This window comes from Tenacibaculum jejuense (assembly GCF_900198195.1).
Lineage (GTDB): Bacteria > Bacteroidota > Bacteroidia > Flavobacteriales > Flavobacteriaceae > Polaribacter > Polaribacter jejuensis.
The window spans coordinates 3,237,552-3,259,724 of the sequence record NZ_LT899436.1 but is presented as its reverse complement, the minus strand read 5'-3'; the positions used below and the strand labels follow the sequence as shown (position 1 = coordinate 3,259,724).

Genomic DNA, 22,173 nt, shown 5'->3' with positions numbered 1-22,173 from the left:
AATATGAACTCATAAAGAGTGGAGTGAATTATTAGTTTTGTTTACTATCACTTAACTTAATTAAATATGACAATTGAAAAAATAGAGACTTTTATACTTAAAGATAAATTGTCAAGTAGTTTTTATTTCTCACAATGGGAATATTCCGAAAGATGTATATGTGTTGTAAAAATAACAGCTTCTAATGGCCAGTATGGTTGGGGAGAAGGTTACGGACCAGCACCTATTTTAAAAGCGGGTGTAGATTTTTTAAAGAATCACATCATTGGAAAAAATCCGTTAGAAAATGAAGTGATATGGAATCACCTTTACCGTAAAACTTTAGATTATGCAAGGCGTGGAGTTTTAGTAGCTTCTATAAGTGCTATTGATATTGCGCTTTGGGATTTAAAAGGGAAAATATTGAATTTACCTGTTTCTACGTTATTAGGTGGTGCGTTTAGAGATAAGATAAAACCATACGCAACAGGTTTATATTTTATGGATCCCGATAATCCAACAAAGCATTTTAAAGAAGAAGCAGAATCTTATGTAAAACAAGGTTTTAAGGCTATTAAAATGAAAGTTGGTTTAGGTATTGAAGAGGATTATAAAAACATAAAAAAAGTAAGAGAAATTATTGGAGACGATATACAGTTAATGGTAGATTCTAACCATGCGTATAGTCTTAGAGAAGCAACAATTTTAGCAAATAAAATAGAACCTTTTAATATTGGTTGGTTTGAAGAACCAATTTCTCCTGAGTTCTACAAGCAGTATAAAGAACTTAGAGGTAAAACTTCAATACCAATTTCTGGTGGAGAATGTGAATATTTACGTTTTGGTTTTCATCAATTATTCCAAAATAATTCTGTAGACATCGTACAACCAGATATTTGTGCAGCAGGTGGGTTAACAGAGGCAAAGCGAATTGCAGCTTTGGCAAGTACATACGGTGTAGATGTTGTACCTCATACGTGGGGAACAGCTATTGGAATTCATGTTGCTTTACATTTTATTGCTAATTTAGAGCTCATTCCTGGACGTATGAAAACTCCAGATTTCTTAATTGAATACGATCAAACAGAAAACGGATTGAGAGAACGTTTAACATACCCGAAAATTGAAATGGTTGATGGTATGATTGAAGTTCCGAAAAGGCCTGGTTTAGGAATAGAAGTAGATGAAGATGTCTTAATGGAATATGCACTTTCTGATGCTGAAATAAATGTCCTTTAATATTGATAAAAATGAAGATTAAAAATTACGGATATAAAAAAATGTACATTGATGGTCAACTAGTTGATGCCATTAGTGGAGAACGAAGTAATGTTGTTTGTCCTGCTACAGGTGAAGTTATCGCAGAAATAGCAAAGGCAGGAAAAGAAGATGCAGAAAAAGTCTTATTAGCAGCAGAAAAAGGTTTCAAATATTGGTCAGCTTTGTCTTTAGGAGAAAGAACTGCCTGGATGCAAAAATTAAAAACTGCTATTCTTGAAAAACAAGAAGAATTACGCACAGCCATGGTTTACGAAATGGGTAAAACTTATGGAGGTGGAGCAGAAGATATCGACAGATTAGTTGAAGCTTTAGAATGGTATCCTGCAGCGATGCAAAACATGCGTGAAGAACAAATTCCAGATTATGAAAATACGCATACTCACAAGATGATTTCTAAACCTGCTGGAGTTGTAGTAGCGTATTTAGCGTGGAATTTCCCCATTCTAAATATTGGATATAAAATCGGACCTGTTTTAGCTTCTGGTTGTTCTTTAATTATTAAACCATCAGAAATTTCGCCTTTATCTGCATATTTGATTGGTGAAATTCTAAATGATATTAATTTCCCTCCTGGAGTTGTAAATATTATTGAAGGACCAAGTGAAATTGTTGCAAAAACAATGACTTCAAGTAAAATTCCTGCGGTAATTACAATGATAGGTTCTACAGAAACTGCGAAGAAAATTATAGCTGAGAGTACAACTTCGATTAAAAGATTCGGATTAGAATTAGGCGGTAATGCTCCGTTTATTGTTTTTGATGATGCTGACTTTGATAAAGCTTTAGATTTGGCAATTGCTTTACGTTTTGGAAATAGTGGTCAGGTTTGTGTAGCAGCAAATAGAATTTTTGTACATAAATCAATTTATGGAAAGTTCGTAAAAGCTTATGCGAAGAAAGCTTCTGAGTTAAAAGTTGGTTTAGGGACAAAAGAAAATCCTGATGTATTTATGGGACCTTTAGCAAGTCGTAAAGGTAGAGACAGAATGCTAACTTTAATTAACGATGCTGTAGATAAAGGAGCTACATTAGAATTTGGAGGAGAAATTCCAACAGATTTACCTGAAGGCGGAAATTGGTTAGAACCAACTGTTTTATCTGGAGTTTCTACAGATATGAAAGTATTTAAAGAAGAGATTTTCGGACCAGTAGCAGGAATTATGAGTTTCGAAACTGATGAAGAAGTCTTGGCTTTAGCAAATGATACTGAATATGGATTAGCATCATATATTTTTACGAATAATCATCAAAGAATTGCACGATTTACTGAAGAACTTGATTTTGGAGAAATTCAAATCAACGGAGTAAAATATGCTATTTATTTACCACATGGCGGATTTAAAGAAAGTGGAATTGGTCACGATTGCTCACATTTAGCTTTAGAAGATTATTTAGTAAAAAAACGTGTTTCTACAGCCATATTTTAAAAATATTTAAAAGACTTAATCAATTTTTTTGAATAAGTAATTTGGGAACAATAAACCCCGCTTAATTTATATTAAACGGGGTTTTATTGTTTCTAATAATATTACTTTTTTATCGTGCTACATTTCCTTTCCAACCTTTGTTAAATTGCGCTAATAATGTATTTGTCAATTCTGATTTTTTGTTAGCGATGTTTACAGTTTCATTTGGATCTGTTTTATGATCATATAACTCTATAAAAACAGGTTCAGCATTAGTATCTCTATAATCTTTCCAAACGATTAATCGATAATCTTCAGTACGCATTGCATATCCCATCAAATAATTTTCAAATAGGTTTCGATCCCACTTATCTTTTTGTTGTGTTTTAATTTTATGTTCAACCTCTTCAATTAAAGGACCAAAATATGTTTCTCGCATTCCTTTAGAAAGTGGGTTTGCAGCCCATTCTCTTAGTGCTGGTGATGGAAATTGTGAAAAAGCAGCATCTTTCCATTTTTTATTCGGATTAGCTAATAGTGGTTTAAAACTTTGTCCTTCTAAATGTTTTGGTAATGGTAAATTAGCTAAATCTGCTAGAGTAGGATACATGTCTACTAATTCTACCAAAGCTTCAGATTTTTTTCCTTTTACTTCTTGGCTCATATTTGGAGTAGCTATAATCAACGGAACTCGAGTAGAGATTTCATAATTAGTTGCTTTTCCCCAAATTCCCATTTCGCCTAAATGCCAACCGTGGTCGCTCCATAAAATAATGATTGTATTTTCTCGTAAACCCTCTTCATTAATAGCATTAATTAGTTTTCCTATTTGTGCATCGATATAACTAATAGAAGCTAAATATGCATGTTTTAATTTTTTAGCTAAATCGTCTGAAATTGGTCCTTTTTTAGGAATTCCAAAACGAGCTCTTAATTCAAATGAAGGATGTAATCCCATAGCTGCACCATCAGTAGGAGCTTTGTTTTGATTAGTTAATTTAATTTTTGAAGGATCATACATATCCCAATACTTTTTTGGAGCTAACCAATCTAAATGTGGTTTTTTCATTCCCATACCTAAAAAGAAAGGTTTATCAGGATTCTTCTCTTGTAAATCTTTTAAAGTTACAATAGCTAATTCAGCATTATAACCATCTTCATAAAATGTATCTGGTACATCTGCATTTTCATAAGCCGGACCTTTTCCTAAACCGTTACGAGGTGCATTTTTTCCATATTTAGCAATAACGTTAGCTCTATTTTTTTTGAATAAAATTTGATTTTCTAATAAGGCATAGCCGCCAGGAGTGTTTTCTTTTTTAATCGTCATTTTTTCATAGGCCGGTTTTCTGCTCCATGAAATATCTAAATCAGCGAAGGCTGGTTTATGAAATATTTTTCCTGTATGCACAGTTTCATAACCATTATTTTTAAAATGCTGAGGTAGGGTTACTATATCAGGATTGGCATCTCTGAAATACTTAAAGTTTTCAATAACATTAATACTTTCTGGTCTTGCTCCAGTCATTAAACTTGCTCGAGACGGACTACAAATTGCTTCTTGGCAATAAGCTTTGTTAAATGTTAATCCGGTTGAAGCTAATTTATCAATATTTGGAGTTATTGCGATATCAGAATCATAACATCCAAGTTCAGGGCGTAAATCATCTACAGCTATAAAAACGATATTTGGTTTTGTTTTTTTTACCTCTCTTATAACTTTTTTATCGTTTGGTTTACAGCTAAAAATGACCCCTAAAACGAGAAGCTTGAGTTTAAATAAATGAATAGTTTTTTTCATGGGATTACGAGTAAAAGTAAATTACTTAAACAAAGAATACCGAGGTTTATCTCGGTATTCTTTATTCTACAATAATAATTCAAATAATCAATCTACAAAGATTTTATGTTTTTAATAGCCATCATTCTGAATTAGAGATGAAGTTTTATTAATTTCAGACTGAGGAATTGGTAAATAATATTGTCTATCGAACCAAGGTCTTGACACGACTGTAATTTCTTCATTTGTAAAACTACCATCAGTTTCCTTATACCATTTTAATCCTTTAATATCGAAACCTAAATGATCAGTATTCATCCATCTTCTTTCATCAAAAAAGTTATGACCTTCAAAAGATAATTCGATTCTTCGTTCTCTTTTTATAGCTTCTAAAAGATCTGCACCACTAGCAGTAATTGCAGGCTGTAAAGCTCTTGTAGAAACTTTGTTTACATATTCTCTAGCAATTCCTTCTTCACCTAATTGGAAATTAGCTTCGGCATAGTTTAAGTAAATTTCAGACAAACGATATAAAATAAAAGGACGACCAGGAGAAGTTTCAGTTAAACCAACTGATTCATCTTGAAATTTTCTGATATTATATCCTGTTTTTGAAGAATGTAATACATTTCCTAAACCAAAAGGAGAATCTAATCCGTGTGGAAATATATCTGTATCTCTAGATTCAAAATACTCAACATTTCTATTTCTAAATTCAGCTCCATTAAAATTTAGATCAGCATAGTACCTCATTTCTCTGTTTTCATTTGGGTTTGCTGGATCATACAAAGAACTTGAAGTAGTAGAACCATCATTCATATTGTATAATAAAGCAAAGTTATGAGAAGGAGAACTTAATGCCCATCCACCGTAACCACTTGGAGCCTGTGTTTGATTCCATAAAGAGTTAACATCAGTTCCAAAATCAAAAAATGTAGCTCCAAATGGTCTTGCAAATATGATATCTCTGTTTGCTGATAAAAATAAATCTCTATAATCTTCAGCGTTAGTTACAGGAATTAAATCTCTAGCTCCAACTTCATCGATTACAGCTTTAGCAGCATCGGCAGCTTCTTGCCATTTGTTAGCTACGTTATAATCGTAAAATGGGCCATTTGGTAATGTAGAAGGATCATGAAGTTCACTTGCAGCATATAAAAGTGTTCGAGATTTTACAGCCAAAGCAGCCAATTTTGTTGCTCTACCAAATTCATCATCTGGACGAGTTAGTGGTAAAACATCAGCAGCTTCATCTAAAGTTTGTACAATAAACTCTACACATTCTTGATAGCTATTTCTAGGAATATTAAAATCTTCATCTAAACTTAAAGCTCTCGTAATTAAAGGAACACCTCCATAATATTTTATTAATTTGCTGTAAGTATTAGCCAATAAGAACTTCATTTCTGCTTTAAGCATGTTTACTTTTTGAGGATCAACTTGCATAGCTTCACTATTGTCAACTCGATCTAAAAAGACTAAAATATCACGAATATAACTGTAGTACTTTCTCCATTGATCTCTAAAAACACCTACATTATTAGGGTTCCAACCGGCACGTAAACGGTATTGATCTATATCTCTAAAGTTAAATTTAGCTTCAAAAGAAGCTCCCTCAATATTGAATCTTCTAGACCACCATATAAACTTGTTTAATCCCCAACTTTCGGTACTGTTATACGATGTGAATACCAAACGTTCCAATTGATCAGGATCACTATATATAAAATCTTCAGTAAATGTATTTCTTGATTCGATTTCTAGTACATCTTCACAACTATAGTTAAGAAGCAGTACCATGAAAGCGAAAACTATTTTTATATTTTTCATTTTAGTTAAAAATTAAAATTAACACCTAGAGTATAACTTTTCAAAGATGAATATGTTGATCCTCTAAAATTATTATATCCATTAGCTTCTGGATCTAAACCTAAATCAGCAATTTCTGAGAACATAGTAAATAAGTTGAATCCTCTTAAGAAAATTCTTATGTCTCCGATTTTTGTAATTTTTTTATCTAATGTATAAGCAAGTTCTACTTCTTTTAAACGTAAGAAAGAACCATCGTGTAACCATAAATCTGCACCGATGAAATTATCTGTATCATCACTTTGGTTTCCACTAAATCTATCGTTTTGAGTAAATGCTCTTGGATATCTAGCATTTCTATTATCTGGAGTCCATCTATTGTCAAAGACATGAACAGGTTTAGAACCAGCTTGATCAAAGAATACTAGTGTTTGTACATCAGCTTGACCTTGGAAAAGGAAATTGAAATCGAAATTATTGTATTTAAATCCACCATAGAAACCATATTGAATACGAGGAATACTTGAAGCATCTAAACGAATTCTATCAGCATCATCGATAACACCATCTTCATTAGTATCTAAATAAATAGGTTCACCTTCTACAGTTCCTGGTAATTTTACAGCAGTAGCATCTACTTGAGCTTGATCTTGAAAAATTCCAGCAGTTGGTTGAACAATATAAGTGTCGATTGATTTTCCTTCAGATCTTAAAGCATCTGGAATATTACTAGGCTCATCAATAAACACAACTTCATTTCTATTTGTAGAAATATTTCCACCAAAATTATAACTTACATTTCCAATTTTATCTGCCCATGATAATTCAAATTCCCAACCTGAGTTATTAACTTCACCAAAGTTTTCCGAAGGAAATTCGCTAGGTAAAACTCCTACAAAATCAGGTGTACTCGCATTTCTTGTTCTAAGAATATCTGTTCTTTTTTCAAAATAATAATTTACATCTCCAGATAATCTACTATCGAATAAAGAGAAAGTTAAACCTACATTTTGTTGTGTAGATTTTTCCCAAGTAACATTAGGGTTTGGTTCAACAGTTGAAGAAAAACCATTAACAATTTCTCCGTCAATACCAAAAACAAAGAAGTTTGGTTGAGGTGTATTTGGATCTTGACTTCCAAAGTTAAAACGTGACAAGAATTGGAATGGAGCAATACGATCGTTTCCTAATTGTGCCCACGATCCTCTAAGTTTTAATGCATTTATCCAACTTACGTCTTCTAAAAACTTTTCTTTATCTAAAGCCCAAGCTACAGCAACACCTGGAAATACTCCAAATCTTTTACCTGGACCAAAATTACTAGATCCGTCACGACGAATAGTAAAATCGACAAAGTATTTTTTCTGATAATCGTAAGATAAAGCTCCGAAAATATCAAAACGAGCACCTTCACCAGAAGAACCGTTTGTTCTTGCATTTTCTTCACTTCCAGCAAATAATTCTGGAACTTCAGAAGAAGGAAAACCGCCAACTCTTTCCCCAAAGAAATTACTAACTTCAGAATCTAGTTTTTCTGTTCCTACAATAGCATTTATAGAATGATCGTCTCCAATTTTAGTAGTGTAATTAAGAGTCCCATTTAATAAAATTTGGTTAAAAGTGTTAGATGTCTCTCTTAAAATTCTTTCTTCACCTCTTGGTGAGAAACCTGTAGATGGAATATATTCGTTTGTTCCTTCTTGGAAAGTATAATAGGTCCAAGGTGTGTACCAAGATTTAGTTCTTGTAATAATTTTTCTATACCCAAGAAAACTCTTGAATTTTAATCCTTTTACAATTTTATCTAAAGAGTAATCAAAAGAAAAACGACCTCTTAAATTTGTTGTTTTGGTATTAATAAATCCAGATTGACTACTCGACATTATGAATGGATTTTGTCCGTTTTCTCCACCACGAGCTGGTAATCCGTTTGGATAAATCCCTACTTCAGTAGGTAAGTTTGTATAGATGTGTTTGTAAATATTTCCTAAATCAACACCAGGTTGATTACGATCTCCAAATATTCCTGCGATATCAATACCAATCTTAATATCTTCATTTAACTTAATATCTAAGTTTGAGCGTACTTGATTTTGATCGAATTGTAAAGATCTAGATCTAAATAAACCTCCTTGTCTAATAGCATCTGCACTCACAAAGTATTTTACAGCTTCAGTTCCTCCAGAAATAGATAAAGAGTTTCTAGATTCAGGAGCAAAATCAGCAAATGTAACATCTACCCAATCTGTATCTGGAAAGCGTATAGGATCTGTTCCGAATTGTGAAATTTGTTCACTTGTAAAAGGATTGATAACATTAGGATCTAATAAGCGTTGTCTCTCAGCAATTTCATTCTCATAAATAGCATACTGACGCGCGTTCATTATCTGCGGTCTTTGTGTAAAAGAAGAAACAGTATAAGAACTTGATAATTTTATTGTTGGCGCTCCTAATTTTCCTCTCTTTGTCGTAATTAAAATCACACCGTTAGCAGCTCTTGAACCATAAATAGCAGCAGCACCATCTTTTAATACAGTTAATGATTCGATATCTTCTGGAGAAAGATTAGAGAAAGTAGTCGATTGAATTCCATCAATTAAAATCAAAGGCGAGTTATTATTAGAAGTAGATTTACCTCTAATTAAAATGGTTGTAGCATCATTACTTGTGTCTCCATCACCACCATTTCCAGCACCAGGAATTCCACCTCTATCTATAATGTTAAGACCAGTAACACGACCAGATAACGATTTAGCAATATCTTTACTAGAAGATCTTTGTATTACTTCATCATCTATTTTTCCAACAGCTCCCGTTAATTCTCCTTTCTTTTTTGTTGTATATCCTAGTACAACAACTTCTTCTAACTTAGCATTGTCTGCGATTAAAACGACATCAATTTTCTTTCGATTTCCTATTGTGATTTCTTGCGTTTTATAGCCTACATAAGAGAAAACTAATACTGCATTTTCTCCTGGATCAGTAATTTTATAATTTCCATCAAAGTCTGTTTCGACTCCGTTAACTGTGCCTTTTACAAAAACATTTACCCCAGGTAGTGGACCACTGCTATCGGATACATTTCCTGTGATTTGTTGTTGTACTTTTATTAAGTTATTTGAATTGTTTTTTGTAAGGTCGCTAGCAAAAATTTCATTATTACCTATAAAAATAATGACTACTACAGCACATAGTTTTTTTAATATTATACCTAAATCAAAACAATTCAACTTAATAAAGCTTCTAGGGACTTTAATTGATGTTGTTTTTTTCATAAAATGAAAATTTAATTTTTAATTATTTTCTAATTGGATGTTTTAACTAGCTTGTTTAAGGTTGCTTTTTAAGGAAATGACAATAAATCATTTTAAAATGTAAGCGTATCTTAAACAAAAAGTTAACTTAATATTAAGTGGTTTTTTATGATGTGAAAATTATATAAAATGCAGATGTTAAGAATTGTCAATATTATCTCTTACTACTCCATTTTTACCCTAGAATACACAAAACATAAAAAAGTTAGGTGAAATTTACATTTTTACTAATCTAAAAGGGCGAAATTGGAAAATGTATAAAATAAGTTAGTAGACCAGATTTTCTTAACGCTTAGATAGCTTCTCTATAACTTTTAGGAGTGCTGCCCATAATTTGTTTGAACTGCTTGTTAAAGTTTGTAATAGAATTATATCCTACTAAATAAGAAACTTCAGATACCGATAAATTATTTTGGGCTAAATAGCGAGATGCATTACGAATACGGACTTCATTTAAGAATTGTGTAAATGACTTATTCGTAACTTTTTTGAAGAATCGACAGAAAGAATTGGTAGTCATGCAAGCCACTTGAGAAATATCTTCTAGTGTGATATTTTTTGAATAATTATCAGAAATATATTTTAAGACTGTATCTATTCTATTAGAGTTTATAGAAGTATATTGTCGCATATCTGTTGAAGAAAGAACTTCTTTCGAATTGGTTAATGATAATTGATTCAGAATATTTAGTAGTTTAATGGCTTGTTCTGTGTATGACAGCTTGTTTAATCCCATTAATTCATTATGAAGTTTATGGCTGATTTGCTGTCCAAAACTAATCCCGTATTTAGATTCTTTAAGAAGTCTTTCAATTTTTAAAAATTCAGGATTTTTAAAGGTATCAGTTCCTATAAAATCGTCAGTAAATTTTACAACTATTGTATTTACTTTTTTATTTGTAGACTGATCTTTATAATCTGCAGGTTCGTTTAACCATAAATGTGGTAAATATGGTCCTACTAAAACTAAATCTCCAGGTTGAAATCTTGAAACACTATCGCCAACAAATCGGATACCATGACTTACTGAAATATAAATAAGTTCGTATTGACTATGATAATGCCACGAAGAGTCTAAACAAGGTGTAGTGTTTTTAGAAACGCTTAATTTTTTATTTGTAATCTCTTCAGGGTGCTTTAATACTAACTTCATTATGTAATTCAATAAATATTTTAAGTGTTATTTAAATATGGTATTAATAAAATAAACCATAAATAATTTAAAAAATTTCATCAAAATTAAGTATTATTAATCATTAAAACAATTTTCAGCTTTTTTTAACTTTTTTTGATGCAAAGAAAAACCTCTAGAAAAATATAAGATTGAATAGCGGAAAATCAATTTTATAATTCCTAGAGATTATCAATAAAATCAATAATTTATATTGCTAACTTGTCTAATGTGTAATAATTGTTTTTAGATTTTATAAAAAGTAAAATCGTTTTTGCTTTTGTAATTTTTGTAGAAGAAATATTCAATGAGAATGCGTGTAAAGGATCTACATCAGCAATAGAAATATCTTCGGTTTTTCCAGCGTTATTTACAATTCGTAAAATAGCTTTCCCTGCTTTAAAAACTCCATATTCACCAGTAACAGTCTTTGTTTTTTTATTTAAACTTAGTCTTTGGGTAATTATTCCTGATTGATTTACATCTAGTATTGGAGTAGATGTAACTTTCGCTGCTCCATGGATTTCTTTGTAGTTAAAACTTTCGTTTGGTTTTAAGGTATAAATAGGAGTTTTAACTTCTGTTTCTAAATATCCGTCTTCTAAACCACTATGAAATATCACACTATTAGCACCATCTTCATAAGTAAGTTTTGGGTTATATGGTTCAAACATTTTTACAAATGCTGTATTGTTGGTTTTGTTCACATAACTAAGCCAAGATTTAGAAGAAATCATTTCAATACCACCCATTAAATAGTAATCATAATGTGTTTCGTAGATTCCAGGAGAAACTTCACCTGTCCAATTTGTTCCGTGATTGAAATACTTTTTAATATGTTCAGGATTATTTTTATCTAACTTCATTCTATTTCTATTGATATACCTCCATCTTGATTCTGGAGTTACGCTAATATGAAATTGTTTTCCGTCAGGAAGTTTGAACTCTTTACTGAAGGGAATATGAGCAACAAAATTTTCTCCGTCTTCGAGTTCAGGTTTACTTCTTGAAACATGTTGACTAGAGATTTTTAATCCTCTTTGAATAGTGTTTATTCCTTTGTTTGTTAGTGTATGATCTATAAAAACTAAACTACTATTATCTTCAATATGTAAAGAACGACTGTACTGAAATTGTTCTTCAATTTTCTCTGGAATTGAAAAGCTTTTTGATTTGTAGTCAAATTTTGGAACAGGCAAATTCTGAACTCCTGAAGTCACTTTTATAGATGTAAAATCATCTTTTTTGATAATTTCAGCTTGATAAGGAGCGTCACCAATACTTACTGGTGGTGGCCATCTTTTTACTTTTTTTCCGTTTTTATTTACAGCACAATTTTTAACAGGAATAGGAACAAGTCTGTATCCACCAAAATTTCTCCAATCTGTCATTTTTACATGTTCATTATTAGAGAACGATTTTCCAAATAATTTCGGATTAATCCAGAGTGATGGAACATCACCTAAGTTATATTCTAAAACTCTTCCTGCCGCGTCAGGAACCACAGCAACACTTATAAATTTATTTTTCGCGACAAAAGTTTTGTCCCATTTCCAATTGTTATAATTTTTAATATTTCTAACTGAAGCTTTTTCAGACGAAGTCTGTCCAAATGAAAAATTAACTATGATAATTAATTGTGTAAGTAAAATGGATTTTATTTTTCTAGACATGCTTAGTTAAGTTTAAAAGTTTGATTAAAATGAGGCATCTTATTTTTCTTCCATTGTATAGCTGTTCGCTCGTTATGAAACCATAATGGTTTTTTATTTGTGGTACTCCATTCTTCAGCTTCTTTAACTAAGTCTTGTAGTATTTTAGGATGTTTACTACTCAAATCATTTTGTTCTCCAGGATCATTATTAATATCATATAAAGTCCAACTATTATTATGTGTTCTTAAAGCTTTCCATTGGTTTTTGCGAACTCCTACATCAGTATGATTTTCAAATTCAATTCGATGTCGTAATGCATAAATATTTTCATTTTCATAAGTATTTTTACCATCTAAGAAATCATTCCAAATATTTTTACCATCAAGGATTTTATGAGTTGGTAATTCTGCTTTTGCTAAGAATGTGAATGTAGGATATAAGTCAAGGGCAGAAATTGGATGTTCAAATTTTTGCCCTGAAGGAACAACATTAGGCCAGTGAAAAAACATAGGAACTCTATAACCACCTTCATTAGTACTTCCTTTACCTTCTTTTAAAGGAAAATTAGTCGCTCCTTTACTAAGTTTACCACCATTATCACTAAAGAAAACGATTAATGTATTATCTAACTGTTTGTTCTTTCTAAGTGTTTCTACAATATTGGTAACACCACGATCTACAGCGTGAACCATACCTGCATAAATTCTCCTTTTTTTGTCTTTAATATGTGAATAAAGTGCTAAATCTTCTTCCTTAGCTTCCAATGGAGTATGCGGAGCATTATAAGAAACATATAGAAAAAACGGATCTTCTTTTTTATGAGCTCTATTGATAAAATTGATAGCTTCTCTAGAAAGTGCATCAGTAATATATTCGTTTTCATCTACTTCTTTTCCATTGAATTGAAGCGGAGTAATATAATCTCTAATTTTCGTATTTCCGTTAGCTTTTTGTTTTTCGTATTCAGCTTTAAATTGCTCAGGGAAATAATTATGTCCACCACCCAAGAAACCATAAAAATCATCAAAACCTCTACTATTTGGATGATATTTTTGAACAGTTCCTAAATGCCATTTTCCAACAGCACCAGTGTAATAACCCGATTTTTGTAATGTTTTACTAATAAACTCTTCTTGTGTAGTTACACCTAAACCAGCATTTTCATGAGCTCTAGGAAGATTAAATTGTCCGCCTATTTTATGCGCATATCTTCCTGTCATAATACTAGTTCTACTCGGGCCACAAAACGGATGAGCAACATAAGCAGAAGTAAAAATTGTTCCATTGGCTGCAAGTTTATCTAAAGCAGGTGTTTTAATGTCTTTTGCTCCATTAAAACCTACATCGGCATAACCCAAATCATCACACAAAACCACTAATATATTAGGTCTGTTTTTAGTTGGTTTTTCTGAAATTGAAAGTTGTTCTGTATTTTCTTTTGCTTTCTTTTTATTCTCAGTACAACTCGCTATACATAGCAGTACGGCGATCATTGTAGTTTTTAATACTCGTATATTCATAAATGATTTTATCATCAGCATCACATTCAGTTTGTTTGACCGTCTAAATAATGAAATAATATATTCAAAGAATAAGTAGTTATTATCTTATAATTACTTTTTTTTAACCGTATTTGAATAGAATTTCACTGATCAAAGATAAATTAGAAGAAATTGACTTGTTTGTTTTGTGATACATTTGTGTTTGTAAAACGAAATATTAGGTGAAGTTAATTCAGTACATTTTTTTATGGATAGTTTGTTCTTGTATTATTCTTTCTTGTAAAGAAAAGAACGCATATAAGAGTGTTTCTTCGGTAGCAAAAGAATATCCATATGATAAACTCACAGACGATTTATTCCTTGGAGATAAAAAATGTAAAGAATGTCATCAAGAAGAATTTAAAGAATGGAAAGGTTCTCATCATGATAAAGCAATGCAAATTGCAGACAGTCTAACTGTTTTAGGAAATTTTAATGATACGACTTTTGTAAGTCAAGATGTGAAATCAAGATTTTTTAAAAAGGGAAAGGATTTTTATGTAAATACAGAAGGACCAGATGGAAATTATCATGATTATAAAATAGAATATACATTTGGCGTTTTTCCTTTACAACAGTATATCGTGAAATTTCCGAACGGACGTTTTCAATGTTTACGGACTGCTTGGGATTGTAAAGAAGAAAAATGGTTCGATTTGTATCCAGATTTTAAAGTAGTACATTCAGAATGGTTGCATTGGTCTAGAGGCGGATTAAATTGGAATATGATGTGTGCCGATTGTCATTCTACAAATGTTAGAAAAAACTATATACAAGAAACAGATAGTTACAATACACAATATTCTTTGATTAATGTGAGTTGCGAGGCTTGTCACGGACCGGGAAAACAACATGTGAATGATGTAGTTAATTTAGGTGAAAAATATAAAGCAACAGGCACTTTTTTTATGACTTCTGAAACTTCTCCGAAAGAATTAGTTGATCAATGTGCACGTTGTCATATGAGAAGAGAACAATTCTCAGAAGCTTACGATTACAAAGGAACAATGTTAGATCATTATTTTCCTCAACTAATAGAAGAAGGTCGTTATCATGCAGACGGACAAATTTTAGACGAAGTGTATGTTTATGGTTCGTTTGTTCAAAGTAAAATGTATGAGAATAACATTACGTGTACAAACTGTCATAATGCGCATTCTTTAGAATTGAAATTCGAAGGAAATAAATTATGTGCTCAGTGTCATGATTCTCAAAAATATAATACTACTGAACATCATGCGCATCCAGAAAATTCAGAAGGAGCTAAATGTGTGAATTGTCATATGCCAGGTAAATATTACATGGGTAATGATTTTAGAAGAGATCACAGTTTAAGAGTTCCAAGACCAGATTTAAGTTTAAAATATAATACACCAAATGCCTGTACTAATTGTCATAATGATAAAGACAATCAGTGGGCGTGGAGCTCATTTAAAAAGTTATATGGAGAAGTAGATTCTATCCATTTTTCTGAAAAATTGATTCCAGGGATAAAAGGAATTCTAAACGGACATACAGAGTTATTATCACTAGTAAAAGATGATAAATATCCAGAAATTGTAAGAGCTTCAGCAGCCAAGGCATTATCAAACTACAATACAACTGTTTTTGTGAAAGAATATATCGATTTATTAAACGACGATTCTCCTTTAGTAAGAGCGGTAAGTGTAGATGCGTTGAGTGAAATCAACAATCAAAATTATATTTCTTATTTCTTTCCGCTGTTAAAAGATCCAAAGAGAAGTGTTCGGATTAAAGCTTTTTACGGATTAAGTAGTTTTCCAAAAGGTCAAATTCCAGAATCATATAAAACAGATTATGACACGGTTGAAAAAGAGTTTTGGAAGCATATAAATACAAATTCCGATTTTGTAGGAGGAAGAGTTAAAAAAGCAAATTATTACCTTAAAAAAGGAGAGTTTCAAAAAGGAATTCAAGGTTATGTTGATGCGCTTAAAATTGATGAATTGAATAACAGTTTACGCTTAACTTTAGCAAACTTATATTATCAAAATAGAGCTTTTAGCAAAGCTGAAAGTTTATTTAAAAAGGTGATTGCTTTAGAACCAGATTTCGGACCAGTGTATTATTCGTTGGCGTTATTATTGGCTGAGCAAAATAGAACTGATGAAGCAATTGTAGCTTTAAAAAAATCACAAATTAAAATGCCAGAAAATACACGTGTTTACTATAATTTAAGTTTGTTATACGATAAAAAAGGAGACACAGTAAATGCTGAAAAAATACTTTATGAAGGTTTGAAAATTGATAAGAATAACGAGAGTTTATTGTATGCGTTAGCATATCAATTTTACACAAAAGAAAAGTACAAAAAGGCTAAACCTATAATTGAAAAATTGATAAAAGCACATCCTGAAAATCCACAATACATGAGATTTTTAGATGAACTTAAAACGAAACTATAAGAGCTATTTTAAAACTGAAAATTTAAAAGTAGTTTCATTCCTATAAACCTCATCAGGCTGTAATAGAGTAGAAGGGAAGTCAGGATTATTAGGAGTATCTGGATAATGTTGAGTTTCAAAACAAATTGCTGGAAAATCACTGTAAATAGCATTTTCTTTAAAAGTTAATCCGTCAAATCTTTTTGGAGTGTACACCACAATTGCAGGTTGATTGGTGAAAACGTCCATGCAAATTCCAGATGTTTCAGAACTTATTTCTACATTAAGATGATTTTTGTTCAAAATAAAAGTATCATCTAAACCTTGAAAATTAGTATTTCCAATTTTAGATTTTTCGGTAAAATCATAGCAAGTTTCTTTAACAGGATTTTTTCTTCCTGAAGGAATTAATCGATTATCTACATCTAAATAGAAATCACTGTCAATAAATAATTCGTGATCTAAAATGGATTGTTCTCCATTCAAATTAAAATAAGCGTGATTGGTAAGATTAACCTGCGTAGTTTGATCTGTAGTTGCAGCATAAATAATCTTAAGTTCATTGTTTTCTGTAAGAGTATAAGTAACTGTAACATTCAAATTACCTGGATAACCTTCTTCTAAATGTTTACTTAAATACGATAATGTTATCGAAGAGTTTTCACCATTTATAATGTTTTCTACTTTCCAAATTTTCTTATCAAAACCATTTTTTCCACCATGTAAATGCACACCATCTATAGTATGAATTGGATATTTTTTAGTTTCAAAATGAAGCTCAGATTTAGAAATACGACCAGCATATCTGCCAACAGTTGTACCTAAATAAAGATAGTTTTGTAAATAATGTTCAGCACTATAATCATCACTAGAACTAAGTCCGACTACTACATTAACAAGCTTATTGTTTTTATCTGGAACTTTTAGACTTAGAATTGTTGCGCCTAGTGTACTAATCTCCAATTCAAGATTATTTTTGTTCTTTAAAATGTAAGTATTCATAATTAGTTGGTCGATGCTCTTTTTACTAATTCTGTTTCAATAACTAAATTTTTCACTTCTAGATTTTTATTCTGAATACGTTTCATTAAAGTTTTGAAAGCTAATTTTCCCATTTCTTCGGGTTTCTGATTAATTGTAGTTAGCGAAGGCAACGTGTATTTAGGAATAGAACCATCAGTAAAACCAATAACTGAAATATCATTAGGAACATGAAGTCCTTTTTTCTGAATAATATTAATAGCACAAATAGCAGAAAGTTGATCAGCAGTAATTAAAGCATCAATTTTATGTTGTTGTAAAGCTGTTGTTAACTTACTTTCAAACTCGTTGTAATCTGTAATGTTTATCAAATTAGGAGTTGCAAAAAGTTCATCTTTTAACGCTTTACAATACCCTTGAGTTCTTAATTCTCCAACACTAGTAGTAGTAATTGTAGATAAGAAAGCGATGTGTTTTCGGTTTCTTTGAATTAAATATTTTACAGCATCGTAGGTAGTCTCAAAGTCATTAACAGTTACTTTATCACAGTTAATTTCTTTAGAAACACGATCGAACATTACCAAAGGAAAATTACGACGCGTTAAGTTTTTAAAATGTGTAAAGTTGTTTTTATTTTGAGTCTCTTCTGCAAGAGAAATAAGAATACCATCTACACTTCCATTGAGTAAAAATGAAACAGAATCAGCTTCTTTATTAAGTACATCATTCGATAAACAAATAATAAGTTTATAATTGAACCGATTAGCTTCACGTTCAATGGCGTGAATAATTTTAGCAAAAAAATCATCTAATACATTAGGAACAATTACACCAATTCTCTTCGTAACATTAGATTTTAAACTTCGAGCTACATCATTGGGAATGTAGTTTAAGTTTGAAGCTAATTCTTTTACTTTTTTTGTAGTTTCTTCACTAATCTCATAGCTGTTGTTTAAAGCTTTAGAAACTGTTGAAGTAGAAACGTTTAAAAGTTTCGCGATGTCTTTTAAAGTGACGTTACTTTTCATTACAATTTATGCAAGACTATAATGTTTAAGATCTAGTTTTTTTAAAGTATCAGCAGCTTGTTCTGCCGTAATATCTCGTTGTGCATTAGCAAACATTTCGTAACCAACCATAAATTTTTTCACTTCTGCTGATCTCAATAATGGCGGATAAAAAGACATATGAAAATGCCATTCTGGATGTTCTTTATCTGTCGGACTTTGATGTATTCCTGAAGAATAAGGAAAAGAAGTTTCAAACAGATTATCGTATTTCGTAGTTAACTGTTTTATGATTTCTGCAAAAGCTGTTTTTTCTTCTTCACTTAATTGTCCGATATGTTGATATTGTTTGATTGGAGCAATCATAACTTCATATGGCCATGTAGCCCAATATGGAACCAAAGCAACAAAATGTTCGTTTTTTAAAATAATACGTTCATCTAATGCCAGTTCTTGTTGAATATAATCTGCAAGTAAACTACTGTTATTTTCGTTCCAATATTGAAGTTGATGAAATTGCTTTTTTAATACAACTTCTGGAATAGAAAACTGAGCCCAAATTTGACCATGTGGATGAGGATTACTACATCCCATAATTGCACCTTTATTTTCAAAGATTTGAACATGATTGATATTTGGTTTTTTTCCCAATTCATCATATTCTTTTTGCCATAAAGTAATTACATCTGTAATTGCTGAAACAGACATTAATGGTAATGTTAAAGAATGATCTGGGGAAAAACAAATTACTTTACAAATTCCTTCTTCACTTTCGGCTCTTAGTAATCCATTAGTATAAGTTTCGTGCTCTTGATTTTCAACTAAAGCTGCATAATCATTTACAAAACTGTATGTGCTTTCATAATTAGGATTTACACTTCCGTTTGCTCTTGTATTTCCTGGACATAAATAACAATCAGGATCATACGAAACCTTTTCTACAACAACAGGTTTATCTTTTTTACCTTGCCATGGTCTTTTTGTTCTATGCGGAGAAACTAAAATCCATTCTCCAGTTAATATGTTATATCGTCTGTGTGACTTTGCATTAAATTTCATAATTAAATTTTTGAAACCCCGTTGCCAATAGCAACAGTAATTGGAGTAAGATTAATATTGAATTTCTCTTGGTAAGCTGGTGAAATAATATTGATGAATTCTTCACAATAATCTTTATGGATAATATTTATGGTACAACCTCCAAAGCCTCCGCCCATCATTCTAGCACCAACTACATAATCTAAGTTGTGGGTATAATCAACTAAAAAATCTAACTCCTCACAACTTACTTCAAATAAATTTGTAAGACCTCGATGTGATTTGTAAACCCATTCTCCAAAACCAATAATATCTTTATTTTTCAAACATTCAACAGCATAAAGTGTTCGTCTGTTTTCTTTAGTGATGTATAAAGCACGGTTAAAAATTTTATGAGGAAGAATATTTTCAAATTCTTGAATAATTTCCGGACTTACTTGTGCTAACAAAGTGTATTGCGGATATTTTTTATTGATAGCTTCTAAAGCCGTGCTACATTCATCACGTCGAATATTATATTCGCTTGTAGCCAAATTATGAGAAACATTTGTGTTCAGTAAGATAATTCGATAATCACCAAAATCAGCAGGAATTAATTCATGCTCAAGTGTTTCGCAGTTCAATAAAAGTAAATGATCTTCAGCTCCTTTTACTACAGCAAATTGATCCATAATTCCGCATTTAGTTCCTACGAATGTGTGTTCAGCATCTTTAGAAATATTAATGATTTCAAGATCAGTAAGTCCGATATCAAACAATTCATTTAATCCTTTAGCAACACCACATTCTAAAGCGGCAGAAGAACTTACACCAGAACCTAAAGGAAGATTGCTGTATATATTACAATCAAATCCTTTTATAGAATTTGGTTTTAGAACATTGATATGAAAAATTACACCAATAATATAATTATGCCATTCAATTTCACTTCTTTTCAAATCATTCAAATTAATTTCAAAATGATTTTTAAAATTTTCAGAATAAACCTTACAAGTTTCACTGTTATTTCTGCGGAAACGAAGTGTTATTTTCTTATCAATTGATGCAGGTAAAACATGACCTCCACTGTAATCAACATGTTCTCCAATAAGGTTGATTCTTCCTGGAGATTCTATAACAATATCATATTTTAAATTCGAATTCATATTCATTGTGTATAATCTTGAATTTCTTGTTTGATAGCTACAAAATGCTCTTTTAAAGCAGTGAAATTTTGTGTAGCTATGTATTCTTTATGAAGTAATGAACTTCCCATACCAACACCTACAGCTCCAGCGTTAAAAAATGAAGTTATATTATCTTTAGAAACTCCACCAGTAGGAAGTAGTTTTATTTCATTTAGAGGAGCTAGAACATCTTTAATATACTTCGAACCTAATTGAGTTGCTGGAAATACTTTTACAGCAGAAGCGCCTAAAGACCAAGCTTTATAAATTTCTGTTGGAGTGTAAGCTCCAGGGAAAACAGGAATATTTTCTGAAACGCAATATGTAATAACGTCTTCATCTATTATTGGAGTAACAATAAACTGTGCTCCAGCTTTAATAGCGTTTTTACAATCGTCTAAAGTGCATACAGTTCCAGCACCAATATTCAATTTAGGGAACTGTTTAGTTAATTCATTTATTAGTTCCAAAGCACCTTCTGTATTCATAGTAACTTCAAGTGTATAGAACTCTGCTTCTAAAAGAGTTTTAGCAATATTCAGAGTGATTTCTTTTGATAATCCTCTTACGATTCCAACTACGGGAGCTTCATTAAATAAATTCCAGGAGAAAGATGAATTATTTTGTATCATGTAATGTGAGTATTTTTTTCTGTCCTATTAAAAGCGCATTTTTTAATGCCAAATCATCTAAAAGCACAAGTTGATTTTTAGGCATAATAGTTTCAAGAGCAGTCCTGTACATTTCAAAAATAGGATTTGAAGCTGCTAGAAATATTTTTGTGTCAGTATGTTGTAAATAACGAAGTTCATCACCAATAAGCATTCCGCTCAAGTAGTAATAATTATCTTTTTTATTCTTGTTTTCAAGTACATCATTAACTCGAACACTAAATAAATTTGATGCCAATTCATTTTTAATTCCCACGGAAATACCATTTTTAAAAGCTTGTTTTCTTTCAGAATTCCAAGGACTTTTAATAACAGAGTTTGCTAAAATGCTGGTACTAGAAATCACTTCAAATAATTCACCAGTCATAAAGTTTTTAAGATCTGTATAAAGTTGATTTGAAAAACTAATATGTTTGCTGTGTGTACCCGGTAATAAAAGAATACCATTCTCTACGTGTACTAAATATTCTGATAATCCAATAGCCTGAATTTCTTCACCACGCATCATTCCAGAATTGTTTTTTACTCCAGAAATTAAAATGATTTTTAATCCGTTTGTAGTCTCTAGAAATTCAGCATTTAAATTGCTTCCATTACTATGAAAAGGAAAATCAGCATAAGGCAAATTTTTCATTCCAATATTAGAAGAAGCCATTCCAGCAACTACAATAATTTCATTTTGATATTTTTGTGAGAGTTTTAAAATTTCTTCTTTCAAATGCTCAGAGAAAAAATCAATCTGAGTTACCGTCGAAGAAGTTTTAAATGATTCGTATAAATCTCGAATACCGAGATTCGAAGTTCTTTCTTCGATAACAGATAAAGTTTCTGTTTCAATTACACGTAATCTGAAATTAGTAGTTCCCCAATCGCAGCTAATAAAATATTTAGATTTCATATTGTTCAACTTTATGTTTGGAGCTATAGTTTATTGTACAAGATTTAGTAATCATGTAAATAGGTTAAGAA

General features: G+C 31.1%; 15 protein-coding genes. 3 read left to right on the top strand and 12 right to left on the bottom strand.

What is annotated here, in order from left to right:
- The first annotated feature begins 66 nt into the window (after positions 1 to 66).
- Together AQ1685_RS14310 and AQ1685_RS14305 are read left to right on the top strand one after the other, a co-directional pair.
- The gene (locus AQ1685_RS14310) at positions 67 to 1,218 is read left to right on the top strand and encodes a mandelate racemase/muconate lactonizing enzyme family protein (protein ID WP_095073257.1); all 1,152 of its coding nucleotides are present in this window, start codon (positions 67 to 69) and stop codon (positions 1,216 to 1,218) included.
- Positions 1,219 to 1,229: 11 nt separating this feature from the next.
- Positions 1,230 to 2,687, top strand: a complete 1,458-nt coding sequence (locus tag AQ1685_RS14305) for an NAD-dependent succinate-semialdehyde dehydrogenase (RefSeq protein WP_095073255.1) — start codon at positions 1,230 to 1,232, stop codon at positions 2,685 to 2,687.
- 109 nt (positions 2,688 to 2,796) lie between these two features.
- Here AQ1685_RS14305 and AQ1685_RS14300 read toward each other — a convergent pair whose 3' ends face one another.
- From AQ1685_RS14300 to AQ1685_RS14275, 6 genes are all read right to left on the bottom strand, one after another.
- Positions 2,797 to 4,467, bottom strand: a complete 1,671-nt coding sequence (locus AQ1685_RS14300; protein ID WP_095073254.1) for a sulfatase — start codon at positions 4,465 to 4,467, stop codon at positions 2,797 to 2,799.
- Between the two features lie 111 nt (positions 4,468 to 4,578).
- Positions 4,579 to 6,276 carry a RagB/SusD family nutrient uptake outer membrane protein gene (locus AQ1685_RS14295; protein WP_095073252.1) on the bottom strand — a complete coding sequence of 566 codons (1,698 nt, stop codon included), beginning with the start codon at positions 6,274 to 6,276 and terminating at the stop codon, positions 4,579 to 4,581.
- 5 nt (positions 6,277 to 6,281) lie between these two features.
- Complete coding sequence (locus AQ1685_RS14290) at positions 6,282 to 9,530, bottom strand: SusC/RagA family TonB-linked outer membrane protein (protein ID WP_095073251.1); 3,249 nt, start codon at positions 9,528 to 9,530, stop codon at positions 6,282 to 6,284.
- Positions 9,531 to 9,861: 331 nt separating this feature from the next.
- On the bottom strand, positions 9,862 to 10,722 hold the full coding sequence (locus tag AQ1685_RS14285; protein WP_095073250.1) for an AraC family transcriptional regulator: 861 nt from the start codon (positions 10,720 to 10,722) through the stop codon (positions 9,862 to 9,864).
- 227 nt (positions 10,723 to 10,949) lie between these two features.
- Positions 10,950 to 12,413 (bottom strand): hypothetical protein, encoded by a 1,464-nt coding sequence (locus AQ1685_RS14280; RefSeq protein WP_095073248.1) that lies wholly within the window; start codon positions 12,411 to 12,413, stop codon positions 10,950 to 10,952.
- 2 nt (positions 12,414 to 12,415) lie between these two features.
- Positions 12,416 to 13,930 (bottom strand): sulfatase family protein, encoded by a 1,515-nt coding sequence (locus tag AQ1685_RS14275; protein WP_231970200.1) that lies wholly within the window; start codon positions 13,928 to 13,930, stop codon positions 12,416 to 12,418.
- Positions 13,931 to 14,118: 188 nt separating this feature from the next.
- Between AQ1685_RS14275 and AQ1685_RS14270 the strand changes: the two genes are divergently transcribed.
- Positions 14,119 to 16,362 carry a tetratricopeptide repeat protein gene (locus AQ1685_RS14270; protein ID WP_231970199.1) on the top strand — a complete coding sequence of 748 codons (2,244 nt, stop codon included), beginning with the start codon at positions 14,119 to 14,121 and terminating at the stop codon, positions 16,360 to 16,362.
- Positions 16,363 to 16,365: 3 nt separating this feature from the next.
- On the opposite strand, the gene AQ1685_RS14265 is transcribed toward AQ1685_RS14270, so the two are convergent.
- The 6 genes from AQ1685_RS14265 to AQ1685_RS14240 are packed head-to-tail and all read right to left on the bottom strand — an operon-like array spanning position 16,366 to position 22,102.
- Positions 16,366 to 17,343, bottom strand: a complete 978-nt coding sequence (locus tag AQ1685_RS14265; protein ID WP_095073245.1) for an aldose epimerase family protein — start codon at positions 17,341 to 17,343, stop codon at positions 16,366 to 16,368.
- A 2-nt stretch (positions 17,344 to 17,345) separates the two neighbouring features.
- Positions 17,346 to 18,350, bottom strand: a complete 1,005-nt coding sequence (locus tag AQ1685_RS14260) for a LacI family DNA-binding transcriptional regulator (RefSeq protein ID WP_095073243.1) — start codon at positions 18,348 to 18,350, stop codon at positions 17,346 to 17,348.
- A gap of 6 nt (positions 18,351 to 18,356) precedes the next feature.
- Complete coding sequence (locus tag AQ1685_RS14255; RefSeq protein WP_095073242.1) at positions 18,357 to 19,388, bottom strand: UDP-glucose--hexose-1-phosphate uridylyltransferase; 1,032 nt, start codon at positions 19,386 to 19,388, stop codon at positions 18,357 to 18,359.
- Positions 19,389 to 19,390: 2 nt separating this feature from the next.
- The gene (gene galK / locus AQ1685_RS14250; RefSeq protein ID WP_231970198.1) at positions 19,391 to 20,512 is read right to left on the bottom strand and encodes a galactokinase; all 1,122 of its coding nucleotides are present in this window, start codon (positions 20,510 to 20,512) and stop codon (positions 19,391 to 19,393) included.
- 2 nt (positions 20,513 to 20,514) lie between these two features.
- Positions 20,515 to 21,165 (bottom strand): bifunctional 4-hydroxy-2-oxoglutarate aldolase/2-dehydro-3-deoxy-phosphogluconate aldolase, encoded by a 651-nt coding sequence (locus AQ1685_RS14245; protein ID WP_095073240.1) that lies wholly within the window; start codon positions 21,163 to 21,165, stop codon positions 20,515 to 20,517.
- Positions 21,152 to 22,102, bottom strand: a complete 951-nt coding sequence (locus AQ1685_RS14240) for a 2-dehydro-3-deoxygalactonokinase (protein WP_095073238.1) — start codon at positions 22,100 to 22,102, stop codon at positions 21,152 to 21,154. The genes AQ1685_RS14245 and AQ1685_RS14240 overlap by 14 nt, the downstream gene beginning before the upstream one ends.
- Between the last annotated feature and the right edge of the window lie 71 nt (positions 22,103 to 22,173).

What these genes read in the sequence shown, in the direction of transcription:
- AQ1685_RS14275 (WP_231970200.1), bottom strand. Translation starts at nt 13,930, where the DNA reads ATGATAAAATCATTTATGAATATACGAGTATTAAAAACTACAATGATC.
- AQ1685_RS14240 (WP_095073238.1), bottom strand. Translation starts at nt 22,102, where the DNA reads ATGAAATCTAAATATTTTATTAGCTGCGATTGGGGAACTACTAATTTC.
- AQ1685_RS14265 (WP_095073245.1), bottom strand. Translation starts at nt 17,343, where the DNA reads ATGAATACTTACATTTTAAAGAACAAAAATAATCTTGAATTGGAGATT.
- AQ1685_RS14245 (WP_095073240.1), bottom strand. Translation starts at nt 21,165, where the DNA reads ATGATACAAAATAATTCATCTTTCTCCTGGAATTTATTTAATGAAGCT.
- AQ1685_RS14260 (WP_095073243.1), bottom strand. Translation starts at nt 18,350, where the DNA reads ATGAAAAGTAACGTCACTTTAAAAGACATCGCGAAACTTTTAAACGTT.
- AQ1685_RS14255 (WP_095073242.1), bottom strand. Translation starts at nt 19,388, where the DNA reads ATGAAATTTAATGCAAAGTCACACAGACGATATAACATATTAACTGGA.
- AQ1685_RS14310 (WP_095073257.1), top strand. Translation starts at nt 67, where the DNA reads ATGACAATTGAAAAAATAGAGACTTTTATACTTAAAGATAAATTGTCA.
- galK (WP_231970198.1), bottom strand. Translation starts at nt 20,512, where the DNA reads ATGAATTCGAATTTAAAATATGATATTGTTATAGAATCTCCAGGAAGA.
- AQ1685_RS14290 (WP_095073251.1), bottom strand. Translation starts at nt 9,530, where the DNA reads ATGAAAAAAACAACATCAATTAAAGTCCCTAGAAGCTTTATTAAGTTG.
- AQ1685_RS14305 (WP_095073255.1), top strand. Translation starts at nt 1,230, where the DNA reads ATGAAGATTAAAAATTACGGATATAAAAAAATGTACATTGATGGTCAA.
- AQ1685_RS14280 (WP_095073248.1), bottom strand. Translation starts at nt 12,413, where the DNA reads ATGTCTAGAAAAATAAAATCCATTTTACTTACACAATTAATTATCATA.
- AQ1685_RS14285 (WP_095073250.1), bottom strand. Translation starts at nt 10,722, where the DNA reads ATGAAGTTAGTATTAAAGCACCCTGAAGAGATTACAAATAAAAAATTA.
- AQ1685_RS14300 (WP_095073254.1), bottom strand. Translation starts at nt 4,467, where the DNA reads ATGAAAAAAACTATTCATTTATTTAAACTCAAGCTTCTCGTTTTAGGG.
- AQ1685_RS14295 (WP_095073252.1), bottom strand. Translation starts at nt 6,276, where the DNA reads ATGAAAAATATAAAAATAGTTTTCGCTTTCATGGTACTGCTTCTTAAC.